General features: G+C 38.0%; 10 protein-coding genes and 1 pseudogene. All 11 read right to left on the bottom strand.

What is annotated here, in order from left to right; translation table 11 throughout:
• Window positions 1–60 precede the first annotated feature (60 nt).
• Window positions 61–1,485: a Re/Si-specific NAD(P)(+) transhydrogenase subunit beta gene (pntB, locus tag KP713_RS00815; protein ID WP_215769572.1), complete on the bottom strand. Its 1,425-nt coding sequence runs from the start codon at window positions 1,483–1,485 to the stop codon at window positions 61–63.
• A 10-nt stretch (window positions 1,486–1,495) separates the two neighbouring features.
• Window positions 1,496–3,034: a Re/Si-specific NAD(P)(+) transhydrogenase subunit alpha gene (gene pntA / locus KP713_RS00810; RefSeq protein ID WP_005631652.1), complete on the bottom strand. Its 1,539-nt coding sequence runs from the start codon at window positions 3,032–3,034 to the stop codon at window positions 1,496–1,498.
• Window positions 3,035–3,369: 335 nt separating this feature from the next.
• Window positions 3,370–3,750: a hypothetical protein gene (locus tag KP713_RS00805; protein ID WP_179228230.1), complete on the bottom strand. Its 381-nt coding sequence runs from the start codon at window positions 3,748–3,750 to the stop codon at window positions 3,370–3,372.
• A gap of 454 nt (window positions 3,751–4,204) precedes the next feature.
• Window positions 4,205–4,570: a hypothetical protein gene (locus KP713_RS00800; protein ID WP_252346286.1), complete on the bottom strand. Its 366-nt coding sequence runs from the start codon at window positions 4,568–4,570 to the stop codon at window positions 4,205–4,207.
• Between the two features lies 1 nt (window position 4,571).
• Window positions 4,572–6,623: pseudogene (locus KP713_RS00795) on the bottom strand (hemagglutinin repeat-containing protein); the annotation flags it as partial.
• A gap of 205 nt (window positions 6,624–6,828) precedes the next feature.
• Window positions 6,829–7,173 carry a hypothetical protein gene (locus KP713_RS00790; RefSeq protein ID WP_215769571.1) on the bottom strand — a complete coding sequence of 115 codons (345 nt, stop codon included), beginning with the start codon at window positions 7,171–7,173 and terminating at the stop codon, window positions 6,829–6,831.
• A 3-nt stretch (window positions 7,174–7,176) separates the two neighbouring features.
• On the bottom strand, window positions 7,177–8,064 hold the full coding sequence (locus KP713_RS00785) for a toxin C-terminal domain-containing protein (protein WP_215769570.1): 888 nt from the start codon (window positions 8,062–8,064) through the stop codon (window positions 7,177–7,179).
• 225 nt (window positions 8,065–8,289) lie between these two features.
• Complete coding sequence (locus KP713_RS00780; RefSeq protein ID WP_048953334.1) at window positions 8,290–8,592, bottom strand: MafI2 family immunity protein; 303 nt, start codon at window positions 8,590–8,592, stop codon at window positions 8,290–8,292.
• A 6-nt stretch (window positions 8,593–8,598) separates the two neighbouring features.
• Window positions 8,599–10,293 carry a polymorphic toxin type 50 domain-containing protein gene (locus KP713_RS00775; protein ID WP_215769569.1) on the bottom strand — a complete coding sequence of 565 codons (1,695 nt, stop codon included), beginning with the start codon at window positions 10,291–10,293 and terminating at the stop codon, window positions 8,599–8,601.
• 310 nt (window positions 10,294–10,603) lie between these two features.
• A complete protein-coding gene (locus KP713_RS00770; protein ID WP_118781354.1) occupies window positions 10,604–11,260 on the bottom strand; it encodes a hypothetical protein in 657 nt (218 codons plus the stop codon).
• Window positions 11,229–20,414 (bottom strand): two-partner secretion domain-containing protein, encoded by a 9,186-nt coding sequence (locus KP713_RS00765; protein ID WP_215769568.1) that lies wholly within the window; start codon window positions 20,412–20,414, stop codon window positions 11,229–11,231. The genes KP713_RS00770 and KP713_RS00765 overlap by 32 nt, the downstream gene beginning before the upstream one ends.
• Window positions 20,415–20,458: the final 44 nt, after the last annotated feature.

Below are 20,458 nucleotides of genomic sequence, written 5' to 3'. Positions count from 1 at the left end.
AATACCTAAAAATAAACCGCACTTAGATAATCCCAAGTGCGGTTATTTTTATGCGTGTTTTTATAATGCTTTTAAGATATCTTCAACACGATCTTTTGCATCACCAAAGAGCATTTGCGTATTCTCTTTGAAGAATAATGGGTTTTGTACGCCAGCGTAACCCACTGCCATTGAACGTTTGAACACAACCACATTTTGTGCTTTCCATACTTCCAATACAGGCATTCCCGCGATTGGGCTATTTGGATCTTCCATCGCAGCTGGGTTTACTGTATCGTTCGCACCGATAACCAATACCACATCAGTATCAGCGAAATCGTCGTTAATTTCATCCATTTCAAGCACCACATCGTAAGGCACTTTTGCTTCGGCTAAAAGCACGTTCATGTGGCCTGGTAAACGTCCTGCAACAGGGTGAATACCAAAACGAACGTTCACACCACGTTCACGCAATTTTGCCGTAATATCAGCAACTGGATATTGTGCTTGTGCAACAGCCATACCATATCCCGGCGTGATAATCACAGAACTTGCATTTTTCAACAATTCAGCCACTTCTTCTGCTGTAGTTTCACGGTGTTCGCCTTGTTCTTCGCTTGAAGAAACTTGAACATCGTTACCAAAACCACCTGCAATTACGCTCACAAATGAACGGTTCATTGCTTTACACATAATGTAAGAAAGAATTGCACCAGAAGAACCAACAAGCGCCCCTGTTACGATAAGTAAATCATTATTCAACATAAAACCTGCTGCAGCCGCTGCCCAACCAGAATATGAGTTAAGCATTGATACCACAACTGGCATATCTGCCCCACCGATTGATGCCACTAAGTGCCAGCCGAATGCAAGCGCAATCGCTGTCATTAATAACACAGGGAAAATGCTTTCTGGATTATTCAAGAATGCAACCATCAATAATGCAGATACCACAAGTGCGGCTAAATTTAATTTATGACGATGCGGCAACATTAATGCTTTTGAATTAATTTTTCCGCTTAATTTACCAAATGCGACAACAGAACCAGTGAAAGTTACTGCACCGATAAAGATACCTAAAAATACTTCAACATTATGAATATTCGTTAATACTGCTTGCTCTGCTACAAATGCGGCTTGTGCTGCTGCATCTAATCCTTCTGGCATTAACGCCTCATGGTGTAAACCATAGCTATTAAAGCCTACGAGTACAGCCGCTAAACCGACGAAACTGTGAAGAATCGCCACAAGTTCTGGCATTTCAGTCATTTCTACTTTTAATGCACGTTGAACACCAATTGCACCACCGATGATCATCGCAATAATGATCCAAAATGTTCCTTCAGAATGAGGCCCAAAAATTGTTGCGATAAGGGCAATTGTCATACCAACAATACCGAACCAACAACCCGCTTTAGCAGTTTCATGTTTAGAAAGTCCTGCCAAGCTCATAATGAAAAGTAATGCTGCTAAAATATACGCAGCCTGTACTAAACCTTCAGACATTGTGCGCTCCTTAACCTTTTCTAAACATTGCTAACATACGTTGTGTGACACGGAAACCACCAAAAATATTGATGCTTGCCACCAAAATCGCCACAAAAGCTAAGGCATCGATAAATAGATTGCCTGTTGGCTGACGAATTTGTAATAACGCGCCTACAATAATAATGCCTGAAATTGCATTTGTTACTGCCATTAATGGTGTGTGAAGTGCATGGCTAACATTCCAAACCACGTAATAACCCACCACACAAGCTAAAACAAATACGGTGAAATGTGATAAAAATGCAGCTGGCGCCACAGAAGCTAACCAAAGGAATAACACACCTACACCTGCCATCACACCGTATTTCACTCGAGGATCTGTTGGTTTAGATTCTTTTTTCTCTGCCACTGGTGCAGCTTTGGTTTCTTGTTTTGGTTGTGCAGACACTTGAATTTGTGCCGGTGGAATTTCTTCCCCATCACGAACAACGGTTACACCACGAAGAACCACATCTTCAAAATCAATATTGATATTGCCATCTTTCTCTTTGCACAAAAGTTTTAATAAATTGACTAAGTTTGTGCCATAAAGTTGGGAAGATTGCGTTGGTAAACGGCTTGGGAAATCTGTATAACCAATCACTTTCACTTGGTTTTCAGTTGTAACAACTTTCCCTGCTTGCGTATATTCACAGTTACCGCCAGTTGCAGCCGCTAAATCCACAATCACCGAACCAGGTTTCATTGAATCTACCATTTCTTTGGTGATTAAACGAGGCGCTGGTTTACCCGGAATGGCTGCCGTAGTAATAATAATATCGACTTCTTTAGCTTGTTCTGCGTAAAGCTCCATCGCACGACGGTTAAATTCTTCCGACATCACTTTCGCATAACCATCACCACTGCCGCCTTCTTCTTTAAAATCAATTTCTAAGAAGCTTGCACCCATACTTTGAACTTGCTCTTTCACTTCAGGACGAGAGTCAAAAGCACGAACAATCGCCCCAAGGCTATTTGCTGCACCAATTGCCGCCAAACCAGCCACACCAGCACCAATCACCAACACTTTTGCTGGTGGAACTTTACCTGCAGCAGTAATTTGCCCTGTAAAGAAACTACCAAATTCATGCGCAGCTTCAATGACAGCACGATAACCAGAAATATTCGCCATAGAAGAAAGTGCATCCAATGCTTGCGCACGAGAAATACGAGGCACCGCATCCATTGCTAACACATTAATTTTCTTCGCAGTGAGTTTTTTCATTAACTCAGGATTTTGCATACGCCAAATAAAGCTCACAAGCGTTGCGCCTTCCTTCATTTGAGCGATTTCTTCATCTGTCGGTGCATTTACTTTGAAGATAATATCCGATTGCCAAATTTCAGCCGACGTACCGATCTTCGCGCCTGCCTCTAAAAATGCTTGATCTTCAAAACTAGCTTTAAAACCTGCATCGTGTTCCACGATCACGTCAAAGCCCAATTTCAATATTTGCTGAACCGTTTTCGGCGTTGCCGCCACACGGCTCTCATTCTCAAGCAGCTCTCTAGGTACACCAATTAACATACTGTTTCCCTCTGATTGATGATTGGGTTGATGAGATTAATGAACAAACCTTCGCCTATTCATCGTTAAAATGACAAAAAGTCAAACGGATACAACTGTATCACTGATTGAATAAAAATAGGTAACGTTTTTAAGTGGTTTTACAAGATATTGTGATAGGGATCACGAAAAATATCATATAAAAAACACCTCAAAATTTACCGCACTCTGGTGGAATAATTATCCATTACCTCTTTATTAAAACGATTCTCTAATTTACCACTTTGACTTGTATTGAGATTTTGAGCATTGACTTCTACACGTTTGCCTTTGTTTTGGTTGATAAGTTATATTCATCATTCATTACATAATCCTTTATCTGAAGTTGAATTCTTTCTGCCACAATCTTCTACCCATATATAACCTTTTATTTCCATGCATTTAAAAAAAGCATCCCAATTTTTTTGTTGTAAACGGGGATCAGCCTTTGGTAAATGATCCATTGCCCAAGCACTCCTCATACTTAAATCCCCTTTCCTTAATCCGCAGCTTACCAAATCATCCATTCTTTTCACGGAATCCGTATGCCCAAAGCTATAAGGTTTTTGAAATTTAGCAATTGGGCTATACGGTTTACCAAAACAAATTGTTGTCATTCCATAATAACAATCGTCTTTTGCTGAATAACATCCTGTTGTGATGGATATAAAAATTAGGATAAATATCACTTTTTTCATTATCTTACTCTAAATAAAAAATTCATAACTTATATAGATAAGTGTACAGTAAAAAAAGATCTCATTAATTATACATATTTTTTACTTTGCTATTGTTCTTTGTTTTCATTTTCACAATAATATATGACATGTACATTTCCTTTATATTTCATACATATTTTCTTTCCATTAGCCTCTTTGTACATTTGATTAAGATTATGCCAAGCCTCATCTGAAGAATATGAAAGGCAAGATTGAATAAAAATAGTCATAAAGAATATAACTAAAATTTTCATTACTTCCATCCCCATAGCTAACGCAAGGTGCGTTGAACTAACGATTAACGTACGCTACCTTGATGACGAATTAATTTTCTTTCTCTAAAAAAAGCGCGGTCATTTTTCATGATTGTTTTTAAAATTTAAAAACTCCCAAATTTTTGACCGCACTCTATTTAAATAATAAATTCAATGCTTTATAAATTACATTTTCCCTTATCCCACTTAGGCTCTTGATAGCCACATTCAGCGGGAGAAAGATATATATACCCCTTAGTATTCATACATTCATCAAGATTTTTATATCTTTTGTCATTTATTTGATAGTTTTGCGGATAGTAGTGTAGATTTATATCACCATACTTTCCTCCACAAGAAACAAAATCTTTCCATCGTTGTTTTGAGTTTGTATGTCCTAGTAGTTCTTTTTTTTGATACCCTGCAATTAATGGATATTCTTTCCCCTTATCAACACAATTAACCATTTGTGGAGTATAAAAACATCCGTTTGAATACCAACATCCGTTTAATATAAAACAAAGAAGAAATAAAGTGTATCTCATTTTATTTACCCCCTATTTTCATTAAAAGTTCAAACATATCTGATGACATGACATCGGATAAAGCAAATGGTGCGGATACCGGTATTGCAATAACAGTTGTTACACCTGATGCTACACCAGTAAGTTTATTTTTTTCTGTAGTATTTCCTTGTTTATCATACCAGCCCCATGCTTGGCCTCCTAACAGGTCGTGAGTACCAGCAAAGGATTCTACCGCCATATCCGAGATAGAACCGATGCTATACGGAATTCTCGTAAAATGTAGATTCCACTCACCTTGAACAGGTTGAAAACCACCGGTTTCTCCATACAATCCACCCGCTTTTTTATTTTGTTGCGGATCAATAGCATCATCTAATGTATAGTCTTTATTACCTTTAAATGTGATTGAATTATCATCATAATAAGTACAAGTCCCCATGTTACTATTGCAAATAGCATCAACACCAATCCTTACACCACCTAATTTTACTCCATCAAAATAACCGCTATCATAACTATCATTACGAAGAATTTTCCCCGTCTTAGCATCTTTAATACCTTTAAATAATCTTGAATTGGCCAAAGTCTCCTCTCTCATCTTCGTCGCGGCTAATTGCAAAGTTCCTTGAGTGATTGCAACATCTGGTGAGCCAGCGGCAATACCAACCACTGTTTCAAGCAAACGTTTTTGATATTGCAATTTATAAATTTCTCCATAAAGTGCGGTCTTTTCCTCTTCAGTTTTCGCTTCCTTGATTTGTTTTCTCAATTCAGCCTGTTTTGGAAGCACATAGGCATCAATCATTGAGAAGGCATTTTTACGAAAATCTTGAGTAACTTTCACTTGAATGTTGAGTTCTTTCATCACTTTGTCTTTATCAAAGTGATTTTCCAACTTGCCGGAATGCTGCTCTGCATTATCCGTAGTCACATCGGTTCTAATGCTATCTAGAGTTTGCTCAACCGTTTCACCGGTTTTTACCAGTTGCCCCGCTTGGTCTCTAATTTCAATATTCGAAGTATTAATACCACTTTTTGTCACGCTACTTTGACTTTCTTTATCTCGCCCAACACCTAATCCTGTTGAAGTTTCTAAAGAATCCCAACCTGTAGCAAGTTTTTTTGCGTTGTCTTTACCCTGTGCATTTTTGGCTTCTGTGGTCAATTCTCCTCGGTCGTTTCTATAAATCAGATTACCATCTTTATCCGTGGCTTGTTTTGTACTTTGAGCTGCACCATTCTCTCCGAATGGTGTTTCAAAGTTAGCCGATACACTACCACTCACACCAAAACTACTACCACTATAATTTGAGTAATTTTCAATATCTGAATGAGTAATGCTGTCAGTACTAAAATGATTTTTGCCATCTGCTTCTGCCTTTTGGGTAGAGGTAATCAATGCACCTTTAAGATCGGTATGTTTATTAACATTAATATCATAACCTTCATCACCAGCATAAACTCCAGCTTGTTCATTGATGCTGGCGTGATCGGCATTGATTTTTGATTTATTGAAACTGCCTCCAATGGATGCGCCATACCCCACTGTCACACTACCATTTACATTCATTTGTTTACCATAGTAGCGAGATTTATCTTGCAAACTTTCGATATTCAAGTTTTCAGCATTAAGTTCTACTCGTTTGCCTTTTACTTGGCTACCGATGAGGTTCGCATCACCACCTGCATGAATCACGGTTTTACTTTGACTATCACCTACATGGCTTGCAACATAAGTGGTTTCATCACCATTGCCGTAACCTTTTCCGGAATTACCGCCTAAAGTAGCCCCGGCAACCGCACCATTACTCACTTTAATAGCTACCCCAGCATTAAAACCACTCGATTTATTAGTACTGCGTTCTTGATAGTTTTGTTCTACTGCTTTGATGTTTACTTGATTATCTGCCATCAAAGTCGTGCCTTCTTTACCAGAAATATCCGAGCCTTCAATATTAATATTAGAATCCTTTCCAGCACCCGTTGCTACAACATTCACCTTGCCACCCGCATTAACTTGAGATTTGGCTGCGGTTTTTCCTTCAGTATGAGTACGTGATTCGCTCTTTTTAAGCTATTAATAAAACTTACAATGTTGCATCAAATTTTGCTTAAAAACACTACAAAGCCTATATTTAAAACACAAAAAGTGCGGTCAATTTTTGAGAGGTTTTAAAACTCTTTGAAAATTGGCCGCACTTTATATCTTATGTTCAATTACAATTAACTACTAAGTTGTATAAGTGTACCTTTTGAGACATATCTTAGATTAAAGATCAGCTAAAATAGTAAGATTGACTTGAGTATGAGAATTTCCCAAGTAATATTCCCATAAGCAAGCTCGCCCTATCGCAATATGATTTAAATAGATCAATATCTATATCTTCGACCTCAAATACATCATTCTCATTAATATGGAAATAATAACTTGAATTTATTGATGATACAAAGTCATAAAACATCTCTACTATTTTTTTTTCCAAATTGGAATCTTTTTCATAATAAGAAGAAATACTTAACAAATTACGTTCTATTTCTAAATATTCTTTACAGTCAAACTTTCCATCTTCTAGAGATAATATAAAATGATTTACTTTTTTTTGTAAAAATGAATAGTCCATATACTAATCTCCAATTCTATTTAAATCTGCATCATATGTTCCCATTCTAGTTTCTTTTTTACCTAGATTCTTAACGGAGTCAGCCATTTTCCAGACACCTCCATTATGAGAACCGCCTTTGCTTCGACCATTACCAACATCGACTGTAATATATCTCCCTTTACTATCTTTATAAATCGCTTCTCCTTTTAAATTAAAGTTTGTTTTTTCAAATCCTAATTTTTTAGCTGCTTCAGTAGCCTCTGGAGTTGTGTAATAAACATGGCCTTTAGCTGACAAAAGTCCATTTCTATTTGGATGAGGATTAAAAGATTTAACTCCCTCTGGAACACTTTTCGTTGGAGAATAAACCTTAGGATCGTAATAACGTCCATCTTTACCTTTGTAAGCCGTTACCTGCTTACCTGTATTATCTTTAAAGGTATATAAAGCTCTTCCATCGGGCGTAGTTTTACCAGTATTAACTGCATCTGCCGGTAGGCTATTCCAACAATCATTATGCACCCAAACGCCATCAAGGTCAGAATTTGCTCCTTTAATGAAGTAAGTATGGTCAGTCTCAACTGTAAGGTTATATGCACTTAACTTCTCAGCCTTGATGCTAACACCCTTCACCGTTTGCCAGTGATTATTTTCTGACAACAACTTATAACCCGCTTTCAGGTTTTGTGCATCTACCCACTGAGCGTTTTGGATTTCTCCGTTGTAGTGATGCCCCTCAGAACTCGGTACTAGCTCACCTTGACTTACTTGTGTAAAGAATGGGTGAATTTTGTTTGAAACAATGGTTTGCTGTTTACCCTGTTCATCAATCACTTCTACATATACTGTAAAGTCATACGGGTTATTGTAGTGCGCTTGTACGCGCTGATAGGTCATTTGTCCTGTCAATTAGGAACAACTCCATTAAGATCTAAATAATTTCTCTTACCTCTTATACTTGGATCATATATACGGAAATATTTCCCATTAATATCTTCAACAACTTGAACTTTAGTTGTAGGATTTTCATATATTCTTTTCCTTTGTCTGTCATTGTAATGATAGGATTCTTTCCTGCAAACTTCTCTATGGACTTATGCAAATTAGCTTCGGTCCAATTTTTAGGTTCCAATCTTATTCATATTTTTCATGGCGCTTATATACACATATATAATTATCAAAAGATAAATATTTAGGGTAATCAATCCTAACTAAATTCTCATCAATAGTATAATCCTCACTAAAATTAGAAATAATATCTGTACCAACTTCATAAATCTCTTCATTCCAATAGGTAGAGATATCTCCATCAATAACGATATAAATACTTATACAATTTTCATTGATTCTTACATAAACACCTCTAACCTCTTTGGTAATTTTACCTATCAAGGCATTTTGGGTAACAATTCTTAATCTTATAATGTCATTATTCATAGACTATTATTCCTTTGGTTTAGCCGGAACTACATGATATCCATTTTTACTATAATGAATAATCCCCATAGTTGTTGGGGTTTGATTTCCTGTAACAGGATCGATATAAATACCGATATTTTTATTGAAGTTCACCCTTTCTTTAGAACCAGGAAGCCCAATTTCAGTTTTTCCCACCTGCTGTCCAGTTCCTACATAACCTTTTAAAGAATCTAAACTTACAGTGATAATGCTTTTCTGTTGTCCATTAGAAAGAGAAACTTTATACTCATTTGTGTTTTCTAAATGCTTATTTTGCTTAGATATCTCAATTTCTAAGTTATTTAAATTAACTTTTGTAGTGCGATATCCCTTAGTCTCCCCAACAATCGGCAATTTTTCGTTTGCATTGGCTCCTTTTGGCAACTTAGTTAAGGCTATCCCCCCTAACCCCACAGCTTCCGCAGCACCTAAAGCAAGAGTTGCATAGTGTACGCTCTTTGGTAACTGGTTTCTTGTTTTACCGTTTTCCAATTCCACAAAATCACTCAATTTAACCTGGGTCTCTCTACTTAAATTATTAAAATAGGATCCAAACCTTAAATAACTAAAGTTTTCATATGCCGCTTCATCGCCTGATTGCATCATCTGAATATGTGGTATATAACAAGCTGGATTATTACCACAAAGCTTCAATATTTCTTGTCGATTCTTCTCACTTAATTTTGCGTATTTTTCAAAAATAGGTCTTGTATCTTTCCCTTCCTTTTCAGCTTTTGCCAATTCCTTAACGAGGCTATTTACCTCTCCGTTGTATAAATAATTATTCTCCACCGCATCTTTTGCCGTTTTAGCTGCAATAATCGCTCCATCAGAGCTATCTGATAAACTACCACCAACAATACCTGCCGCCACTTGGCTTAAAGAAGATACCGTACGTTTTTCTTCTTCGCTGAGCTTTTCAGGTGATTTATCATAAAGAGTCGAGGCAAGGAAATGAGCCGCCGCCTCTCCACCTGCTGCACCTGCCGCACCCGCAGCAACATTACGGTTACCCGCATAAGCCTCTACCGCTCCCCAAAGTGCATGAGCTGTCAAATTGAGCGCGGTATTCACATTGCCTTTTGCATCTGTTGTCGCTTTCTTAATTTGATTATTCACCGCAGGTGATAATCCTGAAGCCACCACTTCCGCTGCCGGTCTGCCGGCTAAAGCGGTGCTGATAACATTTAATGCTGAATCAATGATAAGGCGTTGACTTCCACCTGTTTCCCATTCTTTAGCTTTGCGACTCGCTGTCTCAAAATTATCTCGTGCTTGTTTGACTAAAGCGCGGTTAGTTTCGTTGTTGTTTTCTGCCTTGGCTTTTTCTGCTTCTTCTAACGCAATTGCGGCTTCATGACGCTTCGCTTTTGCTTCTTCGCCAAATTTATTAGCAAGCAAACTCCCTGCTTCCACGACATTCTGTCCAAATTTCTCTGTCACCTCACGTTGGAAATCGAGTTCTTTTTGAACATCATCTTTATTAAAACGATTCTCTAATTTGCCACTTTGGCTTTGTGCACTCTCTGTAGTGATATCAGTTTTTATCGCAGCAATTTCTTCTTGCACCGTTTTACCTGTACGTTTTAATTGCTCTGCTTCATCTTTAATCATGATATTTTGTGTATTAATACCACTTTTTGTTGTGCTAGATTGACTATCGGAATCTTTACTATACACCAATGCAGTGTTTAGGTTTAATAGTAATATTCACATTTTCGGCAAAAGAGAAATAAATAGTCATTGCCGTTTAGATGCGTTACTCGCTCGTGATATTTCTGTGGAAAAAACATTGGAAAAAGTGGAGCGAGCTTACGCGAAGTTGGACGTGAAATTATAAGCTCTACTTAACATAAGCATCGTTGAAAATAAAAAGTGCAATCAATTTCTGAAAGTTTTAAAAACTCTTTGAAAATTGACCGCACTTTATATCCCAATTCAAACTGTATACATCTTAAGTATCAAACAGCGCTGGTGTCTTTAGTCTAACTTAACATTCTTTGGACATAGTTTTCGAAGCTACCAAGTGATCAATATTCTCAGAAAAAACCACCTCAAACTTATCATCTTTTGAGCAAAAATTTAAGAATTCTATTGCATTATTACAGTCATCACTTAAAGAAATACAACCATACCCTTTTTCACTATGAGGATACAATAACAAAGAGAGATTTGGGTTTATAAGAAAGCAAATCTCTCCAAAAACCTTATTATACCCCATCACTAGCTCACAATATGAAAGGAACTTATCCTTATCAAAGGTAAAATTTAGCAAGTTCGCAGGATATAAGATTTCATCAAAATTATCAGCCTCATAGTATTCCTCCATTAATCCATTGTAAGGAATGAGAAAGCCATCCCTCTTTGCTTCTTTATATAACTTTTCAAGCTTATTAATAAATTCATTAGAGTAGTCATCAATGCCTCTACCATCATCAAATGTTAAAGAACTTAGTAAAAAAAAACCACTCAAATCCTCACCAAAAAATTTCTTAATAAGCTCATTTGCTTTCAAAATCATTGTCTCATCAGATATATTTTTAGCTTCAAAATATCCAATCCAATTATTACTAGATGAAAATCCATTAAAGTTAATTCCACCTAATGATATAGTTTTATTTGCCATTAAATTTAATAACTTTTCCATCACTTCTTCCTATAGTAATCTTTTTCGTATCAATGGGATCTCGCCCATTAAGTCCAACTTTCCATTCACCATTTTTATCTGAGTGACTGGTTCTGCTTTTCTCCCAAATTTCATTTGTATTTTTATTCTTATATTTTTGACCTCCTCTCAATTTCACAAAATCATCAGGATGACTGTCTGGTGTTCTAACAATATCTCCAGGTTGAGTTGTGTTTACTTTTTGTTTTGGCTTATCTAGAAAACAATCATTATGCACCCAAACCCCACCAAGGTCAGAATTCGCCCCTTTGATAAAGTAAGTATGGTCAGTCTCAACTGTCAAGTTATATGCACTTAACTTCTCAGCCTTGATGCTAACACCTTTCACCGTTTGCCAGTGATTATTTTCTGACAACAACTTATAACCCGCTTTCAGGTTTTGTGCATCTACCCACTGAGCGTTTTGGATTTCACCTTTATAGAAATGCCCCTCCGAACTTGGCACTAATTCACCTTGACTTACTTGTGTAAAGAATGGGTGAATTTTGTTTGAAACAATGGTTTGCTGTTTACCCTGTTCATCAATCACTTCTACATATACTGTAAAGTCATACGGGTTATTGTAGTGCGCTTGTACGCGCTGATAGGTCATTTGTCCTGTCAGTTCGTTTTTCGCATAAACCTTATCACCAATTTTAATAGACGCTATCGATTTATAACCTTGCTCTGTTTTCACTTCCATGTCACCACGGAAAGAACAAGTTTTAGGTTTTATCTTCGCGATATTAACACTAGAATGAGCTACATCAATCGTGCCATTTTTTAATTTGGCAATAGACTTAGCTATCCCCAATCCCGCACCACTTAGAACCACGCCTCCAGTTGAAACACCTTTCATTTTACCTTGGCGGTAACCTTGCATTTCTCCCGCGAGCTTTGGATTTTCTTGAAGGGCAAGCGCATAAGCCTCATCCCAATCTTTCAACGAAACCACAACATTATTATAGGTTTTCTCTGGATTTGAGATTGCTTCCCATAAAGACACAACAGTATCATCTAAATTAACAACTGCATCTGCTGTTTCTTTAACACTATCAATTTGACCCTGAGCTTCTGCAAGCTCTAGACCTTCTTGATATTCTTTAGCTTTATCCTCATCTCCATTGAATAAAACCTTGGCATACATTTCAATGTTTTGCTTACGCTCATCACTAGGATGAACGTTATCAGCCATGCTGTTATTCTCCACTGAATCTTTCGCTGTTTTAGCCGCAATAATCGCTCCATCAGAGCTATCTGATAAACTACCACCCGCAATACCTGCTGCTACTTGGCTTAAAGAAGATACTGTACGTTTTTCTTCTTCGCTGAGCTTTTCAGGTGATTTATTGTAAAGTGTCGAGGCTAGGAAATGAGCCGCAACCTCTCCGCCCGCTGCACCTGCCGCACCCGCAGCAACATTACGATTGCCCGCATAAGCCTCTACCGCGCCCCAAAGTGCATGAGCAGTCAAATTGAGCGCGGTATTCACATTGCCTTTTGCATCTGTTGTCGCTTTCTTAATTTGATTATTCACCGCAGGTGATAATCCTGAAGCCACCACCTCCGCTGCCGGTCTACCGGCTAAAGCGGTGCTGATAACATTTAATGCCGAATCAATGACAAGACGTTGACTTCCACCCGTTTCCCATTCTTTAGCTTTGCGACTCGCTGTCTCAAAATTATCTCGTGCTTGTTTGACTAAAGCGCGGTTAGTTTCGTTGTTGTTTTCTGCCTTGGCTTTTTCTGCTTCTTCTAACGCAATTGCGGCTTCATGACGCTTCGCTTTCGCTTCTTCGCCAAATTTATTAGCAAGCAAACTTCCTGCTTCCACGACATTCTGTCCAAATTTCTCTGTCACCTCACGTTGGAAATCAAGTTCTTTTTGAACATCATCTTTATTAAAACGGTTCTCTAATTTACCACTTTGACTTGGTGCACTCTCTGTAGTGATATCGGTTTTTATCGCAGCAATCTCTTCTTGTACCGTTTTACCTGTACGTTTTAATTGCTCTGCTTCATCTTTAATAATGATATTTTGTGTATTAATACCACTTTTTGTTGTGCTAGATTGGTTATCGGAATCTTTACCATAGCCCATGCCATAGGAGAATTGGAGAGATTCCTTGCCTTCAGCCAATTTCTTGGTGTTCTCTTGTCCATCTACTCCTTTAGAATTAACAGTTGTGTTGCCATTTTTATCGGTATAAAGCAGATTACCATCTTTATCCGTGGCTTGTTTTGTACTTTGAGCTGCACCATTTTTACCAAATGGTGTTTCAAAGTTAGCTGACACACTGCCACTCACACTAAAACTGCTGCCACTATAATTTGAGTGATTTTCAATATCTGAATGGGTAATGCTGCCAGTACTAAAATGGTTTTTGCCATCTGCTTCTGCCTTTTGGGTAGAGGTAATCAATGCACCTTTAAGATCGGTATGTTTATTAACATTAATATCATAACCTTCATCTCCGGCATAAATTCCTGCCTGTTCATTCACGCTTGCATGATCAGCATTGATTTTCGATTTATTGAAACTGCCTCCAACGGATGCGCCATACCCCACTGTCACACTACCATTTACATTCATTTGTTTACCATGGTAGCGAGATTTATCTTGCAAGCTCTCGATATTCAGGTTTTCAGCATTAAGTTCTACTCGTTTGCCTTTTACTTGGCTGCCAATAATATTGGCATCACCACCTGCATTAATCACAGTTTTACTTTGACTATCGCCTACATGGCTTGCAACATAAATGGTTTCATCACCATTGCCGTAACCTTTTCCGTAATTACCGCCTAAAGTAGCCCCAGCAACCGCACCATTACTCACTTTAATGGCTACCCCTGCATTAAAACCACTCGATTTATTAGTGCTACGTTCTTGGTGGTTTTGTTCCGTGGCTTTAATATTGACTTGGTTATCTGCAATCAATGTTGTGCCTTGTTTGCCTGAGATATCCGAACCTTTAATATTAATGTCAGAATTCTTTCCAGCACCCGTTGCTACAACATTCACCTTGCCGCCTGCATTAACTTGAGATTTGGCTGCGGTTTTTCCTTCAGTATGAGTACGTGATTCGCTCTTTTGTTGGCCGTAAGTGATTTGTGCCCCTACTACGGAATCCACATCACTATTACTCATTGCTTTTTGAATAGAGTCGCTAGCTTTCATTACGCTATCAGATGCACGATAAGCATCAAAACCAGCATTAGCTGCCGCCATCGCATTCACACGACCATGCTTACTCTCACCTACTTGTCGAGTTGATTGCACTACGCCTTGTACTGCTTGCATAGCAGAAATAACAGGAGAGGTAATAGCAATCGTTAAACCTTTTTGCTCAAAGGTTTGTTTGGTATTGGTTTCATATTTATCATCTGCCGCTTTAATATCGACTTTTTTCGCTAGAATATTCACATCGCCGTCTTTGATTGCACTCACCTTACTCGCAGTTTGAGTATAAGTGTTTTCCGCAATCATCGTCGTATTGCCGCTTAAGCTACCTACTTGGCTACCTTGTGCATAAAGCTTAGTCTGATCACTTTCTGTGGTTTGTTTTTGAGAACCCAAAGTTACTCCAATACCACCTCCCAACATGCCTGATTTTTTCTTACTGTAATAATCATCAGAGTAGACTCGGTTCTCAGCCTCACGAATATCAATATTTTTGGCCTTCACCGTCAAACCATTACCTGCAGCCACATTTGAGCCTTGAATAGTGACATTACCTTTGCTTGAATGAATATTTATCTTATCCACATCCAAATTTGAGGCTTCCGCAACATCATAATCGTGTTTATGTCGATAAACTTCTGTCGTTGAGCTTGTTAAACCTCTAGATTTACTTTTTGAACCACTAGAAAGCTGCTCTTTATAACGAGCTTCTTGGATATTAATATTCCCCTCAGACATCACATTCATGGTGCCATTACTGGTTACAGAAACGCCTCGCATTTCAACCGCACTTTTACCTACAGCATCAAGATTTCCAGTGACATTTAACTGACTGCCCACTTCTTGTTTTTGATCTAGCTTGTAATAATTATCAGCGTTAGAGACATAATGTTCTTTGTTTTGGGTTTCAATCGTGTCGAGATTTAATTTATCACCCGCTTGCAATGCCGCATCACCTTTAATATTAAAGTTAGCGCCTTTTACTGTGATATTTTCCGTTGCCATTAAAAGAGCAGTGCCTTTTTGCCCCTTGTCAGCTGCATCTTTTCTACCCACATTAATTGAGGCTTGCTGAACAAGGGATTTGCGGTAAAAATTGCCAGTATCCTCAGTTTCACTCGTGCGGCTTTCTATGTTGATGTTTTTAGCTTGAGCCACTAAACGATTTTCTGCATTGAGTTCTCCACCGAGATTATGAAGCGTTTCTTTCGCTTTTAAGTAAAGCTCACGCCCTTGCAATTTTCCGCCTAGGTTTTCTATATTATTTGCCGCCAAATGGGTCAAATTACGCCCTGCAATCACGCCACTGTTTTTAATGTCGCCTTGAATATTCACAATCACATCATTGGCTGAAATCACTGCGCCTCGGCTATCAATATCAGCATTACGACCCACTATATAAACCTGTGGTGCAAGTACTTCTGTTTTCGAACCATCTTTTAACGTCACTTCACGTTTTACCATCCACACCATATCAGATGTTAGTTCTTTCATCTGCTCTGATGTTAATGCTACGCCTGGAATCAAATTTAAACGCTTAGCATATTGTGCACCATTATCCATCAGGGCTTTATATTGATCATAATCTGATAAATACCCATCAAGGAAACGTCTGCCTGTCAGCTTATTCACTTGCTCGTTCACCAAGCGTTGCTCATAGAAACCATCGCCCAAACGTTTAAGCATATTTTGTGGATCGTTTCGCAGCTGCTTGAACATATAATCAGAACTGAGCCACTTAGATTTCTGTGTAAAACGCGGATCTGTTTCAACCAAAAACTGTCCTGATACTTCGGGGTTGATTTTATAAAGGCTCGCCTGTGGCAATGAAATATCTGGTAAATGCGTTTTGATATCGAGGTTATCTTTATTTTTCATCACTCCAGACGTGATTGCTTCTAGATTAACGCGGTGAACATTTAAATCCGTATTTAAAGGTGTTTTCTCCGCTAATGAAATGCCTTGGAAACCTGATTTATCCCCAACAATTGTGCCAGTAGACTCAACCTGCTCACCTATTTTTAAAAGTTCCAGCCCAAATTTGAACGGTTCGACAGGTAAGAGGCGGTCAATTTTTTGTTCATTTCGGCCATACACAGCCCAAACTTTTTTACCTCTCGCACCATGACGATGTCTTTCTTTTTTAATGTCTTTTTTCAAACCGATATCTCGACGATGAATTTCACCATCAACATCAATATTATCAAGTTTTAGTAATCCTTGACTTACTGTACTAACGGGTTCCTTAATCGCTTTATCTGCTAAATATAAAGTGTCACCAATCATAATTCGGGAGTATTTATTCGTGTACTCTCCCCCTTCCAAATGTAAAGACTGCCCGATAAGCAATTTACCTGGATCTTGGTGTTCAATGGTATGAGTATCGGTGGTTCGAATGTAATCTTGTTTCAGCCAATTTTGAGCTGCCACCGCTTGACGTCCATCATTGAAACGAAAATATTGATTGCTATTATGACGACTATTATTAACATGATCTAAATAGCCCTCACCTTTTTCTCCTTCATTACCATAATAAGTCGCACTGCTATCAAACGGGGAATACGTAACAAAATGATTTTTAGTATATTTATGTCCTAACGTTAAATGTAAATCAGTGTTTAGAAAATTAGATGTATTAATCCATGCATTACCTAGCACTTCAATAGTTGCACTGGCATTTTCAATTTTTTGTGATTGACCGATTGCTTGATTATTTTCATCAAGTTTTCCACCGATATAGAGATTACCAAGGCTTAAAATTAAGGAATGATTGCGATTGATAAGATTCCCCACACCTAAATCAAGTCTCTCACGAGCAGCAATAGTGGCTGCAGTTCCATCAGCATTCTCAAGGTTATTTAATTTATTTGCTTGAATGGCAAGGTGCCCGCCATAAATACGAGCCGTACCAATGTTATTTACATCATTGGCTTTAATCACTGTGGTATCTCCATCAATTAAGCCAAAGTTATTTAACTTATTAGTTTGAATACGTGTATTTATTGAAGAAATTTCTGCATTAGCATTATTTTGAATAGTAGATCCTTCAACTGATGCTGAATTACCTACCACAAGGTTGGAATTATTAACAAAATCACCTTTTGTTTTAAAAGTAAGATTATTGCTTACACCAAAGGCTTTATTTAGGGTAAAGCTATCATTTAACTCAATACCCAAATCTCCTTTTGTACTAATAGAACCCTCATCAACTAATGTTTTAGCTTGCAATGTTGTGCCAACCACTGATTCAACTTTTCCTAGAGCGTTATTTACAACTAAGGTCAAATCTGGATTTATAATATCAACTCGACCAGCTGATAAAATCTCACCTTGTTGATTATCAAGAGATTGATTAACTGTAATATTTGCTGATTTTCCAGCATAAATACCACCCGATTGGTTTTCAATATGATCTGCATTCATTACTAAATTAGCTGTTTGAATACCTTGAGTAGGGGCATCTTGCTTAGCTTTTGTATTTTTATTATTTACATTTGTAACATTCAACACTAAACGATTTGTTGCACTAACCAAAGAGCCTTTATCACCTTCAGCCTGGTTATCCATCGTGGTCAAATTTAATGTTGAATTCACACTTTGAACAATGCCACCTTTGTTATTTAAATTTGTACCAGATAATGTTAAATCCTGAGATGAAATTACACCTTGTGCATTATTTATTGCAGCAGAAGAAATCGCTGCTGTTTTCGCTGAAATATCACCTTGTGTATTATTCAAATTTTGGGTTTGAATCGTTAAATCAGACTCGCCCTGAATCACGCCTTTAAGGTTGTTTAAATCATTTGCAAGCAATGTCGCACGAGAAACAGATGAAATAAGGCCATCTTGGTTGTGTAAATTTTCTGTTTTTAATGATAGTTCATCTTGGCTATAAACAATACCACGCTGATTATTAAATTGATTAACTGATAAATCTGAGCGATTTCTGGCAATTAACTTTCCTTCCTCATTATTAACTTGCTGTGAAGCCAATAAAACCTGTCCACCTAACATTTCACCTTTTTGGTTATTCAAGGTTGAAGTACTAATATCAAGACTATTTTTTCCAAATAAATAACCTAATTGAGAAGAAATATGCCCTTTAGCTGTATTAAGTTGTAAACCTTGATTTGACCAAATCACACCTTGATTGTTTTGAATTAACGGACTTTGAATAGAGATCAAACCTTCAGCAGCAATCTTCCCTTCAGTATTATCTAACCCTTTTTTCAAATTCAATGAAAAGGCCTCTTTACCACGCTGAACCCAGCTACTCTTCTTATTATTAAGTTGTGCGGTATCTATCGCAAAATACCCTGCATTTAGGTTAGCATTCTCCGCTAAAATAATATCAGGACTGCTTAATGCAGTACGCCCCTCACTGTATAATGTTGCTTGATTCAAATTTAAAGGTGATTGAGTAGATTGGAAAGCAATACTATCAGCTGTTGATTGACTTTCAGATAAATCAAGGGTATCTGCTTTAGCATTAATTTGACCACTCGCTAGATGCTGAGCTTTAGATGAAACAGAATTTTCAGCTGAGAGCGTAATGCTAGCACCTTGGGCACTTTGACTATCTAATGAACGAGTCTCACCCTGTGTCGTTTCTTGAGCAGTTACACCTGCAGCAATTAACGCACCTTTACTAGCCTCAATATTCTTCGCTTGGTAAGTAACATTACCCTTCACTACAGTTTCACCTGTTTGAGTGAGATTATCCTTAGCTTGAACTGAGATCCCACCCTGACGCGAAACAATCGAACCATGTTGTGCTACATTAGCTTGAGAGCGTAATGATACATTACCTTGCTTAGTTTCAATTTTACCTGTATTTTCAATAGATTTTTGGGCGTTAATCTCGGCTTCTTGCGTTGAGCTGATAGTGCCACTATTGATAACTTTTCCTTGGCTATCAATCTTCACCTCACCCGCTGATGCACCAATGTGCCCCGCATTGCGTACACCAAGACCTTGACCGTTATCCACTAAATGGATTTTCTCTGCATACATCCCACCCAATTGGCTTACATCAACGCTGTAAGTAGATTGATTTTCACTTTGGGTATCGGAAGTGCTGTCCGTTTCATTCGTATTTTTATCACCTATGTACACAACCGAATCATTGGTGCGGTCAACATTATTTTTACCCGTGGTGACTTTAATGCCTTTCTTCGACCAAATCCCACCTTTGATTTCCGCTTTCTCCGCGATAATATCAGTGTAATCAGATTGGCTGTTATCCATCCCTTTTTGACCAACCGTCACTTTACCGCCTTTTACGCGATAGCCTTTCAACTCACCATTTTCTACTTCTGCTTTACCAGTTGTCAGGGTTGTTCGCCCCGCATTAATCACACCACAGCCATCACATTGGATACCACTTGGGTTGGCAATCACCACATCTGCTTTTTTACCTGCCACTTCCACATAACCTTTTAAACGGCTTGGATTAGCGGAATTGACCTCGTTAAGAATGACTTTCGCTTCACCGCGAGCAAGATTCGGGTTACCTTGCACCCAGCCCGCAAGTTGCGTTTGAGCTGCTTTACGGGCATTGTTTAGCACAGCGCCTTTTTCTGCCACATCAAATTGCGAATACTGGTTACGTGATACCCCACCTGCACTTGGTGTTTGAATATTTACTTGCGGTAAACCATTCGCTGTTTGGAGCACCGTGGGTTGTTGATTACCTGGTGCCGATTTATCTGCTCGAATGGCCATATCTTCTGCATAAACAGAAGGCGATAAGAAGACAAAGCCTAATGCCAACATTAAGCTAAAATGAATGGAGTTGAGGGAGAAGGAAAGAGCGGTTGAAAATAAGTCTGTTTTTTCTTGTTCTGAACTCACATTTTCACTTTGCGCTTTACCTTGAGATTTTGCCAGCTCTGAGACCACCACAAGCTGGTTTAATACACGGCTAAAAATCACTTTATAATGATGTTTATTCATTTTTTTAATTTCCTTTAAGTTTTAAATTCTGTTTAGTTTTAATT

Source organism: Haemophilus sp. SZY H36, assembly GCF_018829625.1.
Lineage (GTDB): Bacteria > Pseudomonadota > Gammaproteobacteria > Enterobacterales > Pasteurellaceae > Haemophilus > Haemophilus haemolyticus_K.
Note: the sequence above shows the minus strand (reverse complement) of the source record. Positions and strands in the feature narration are given on the sequence as shown.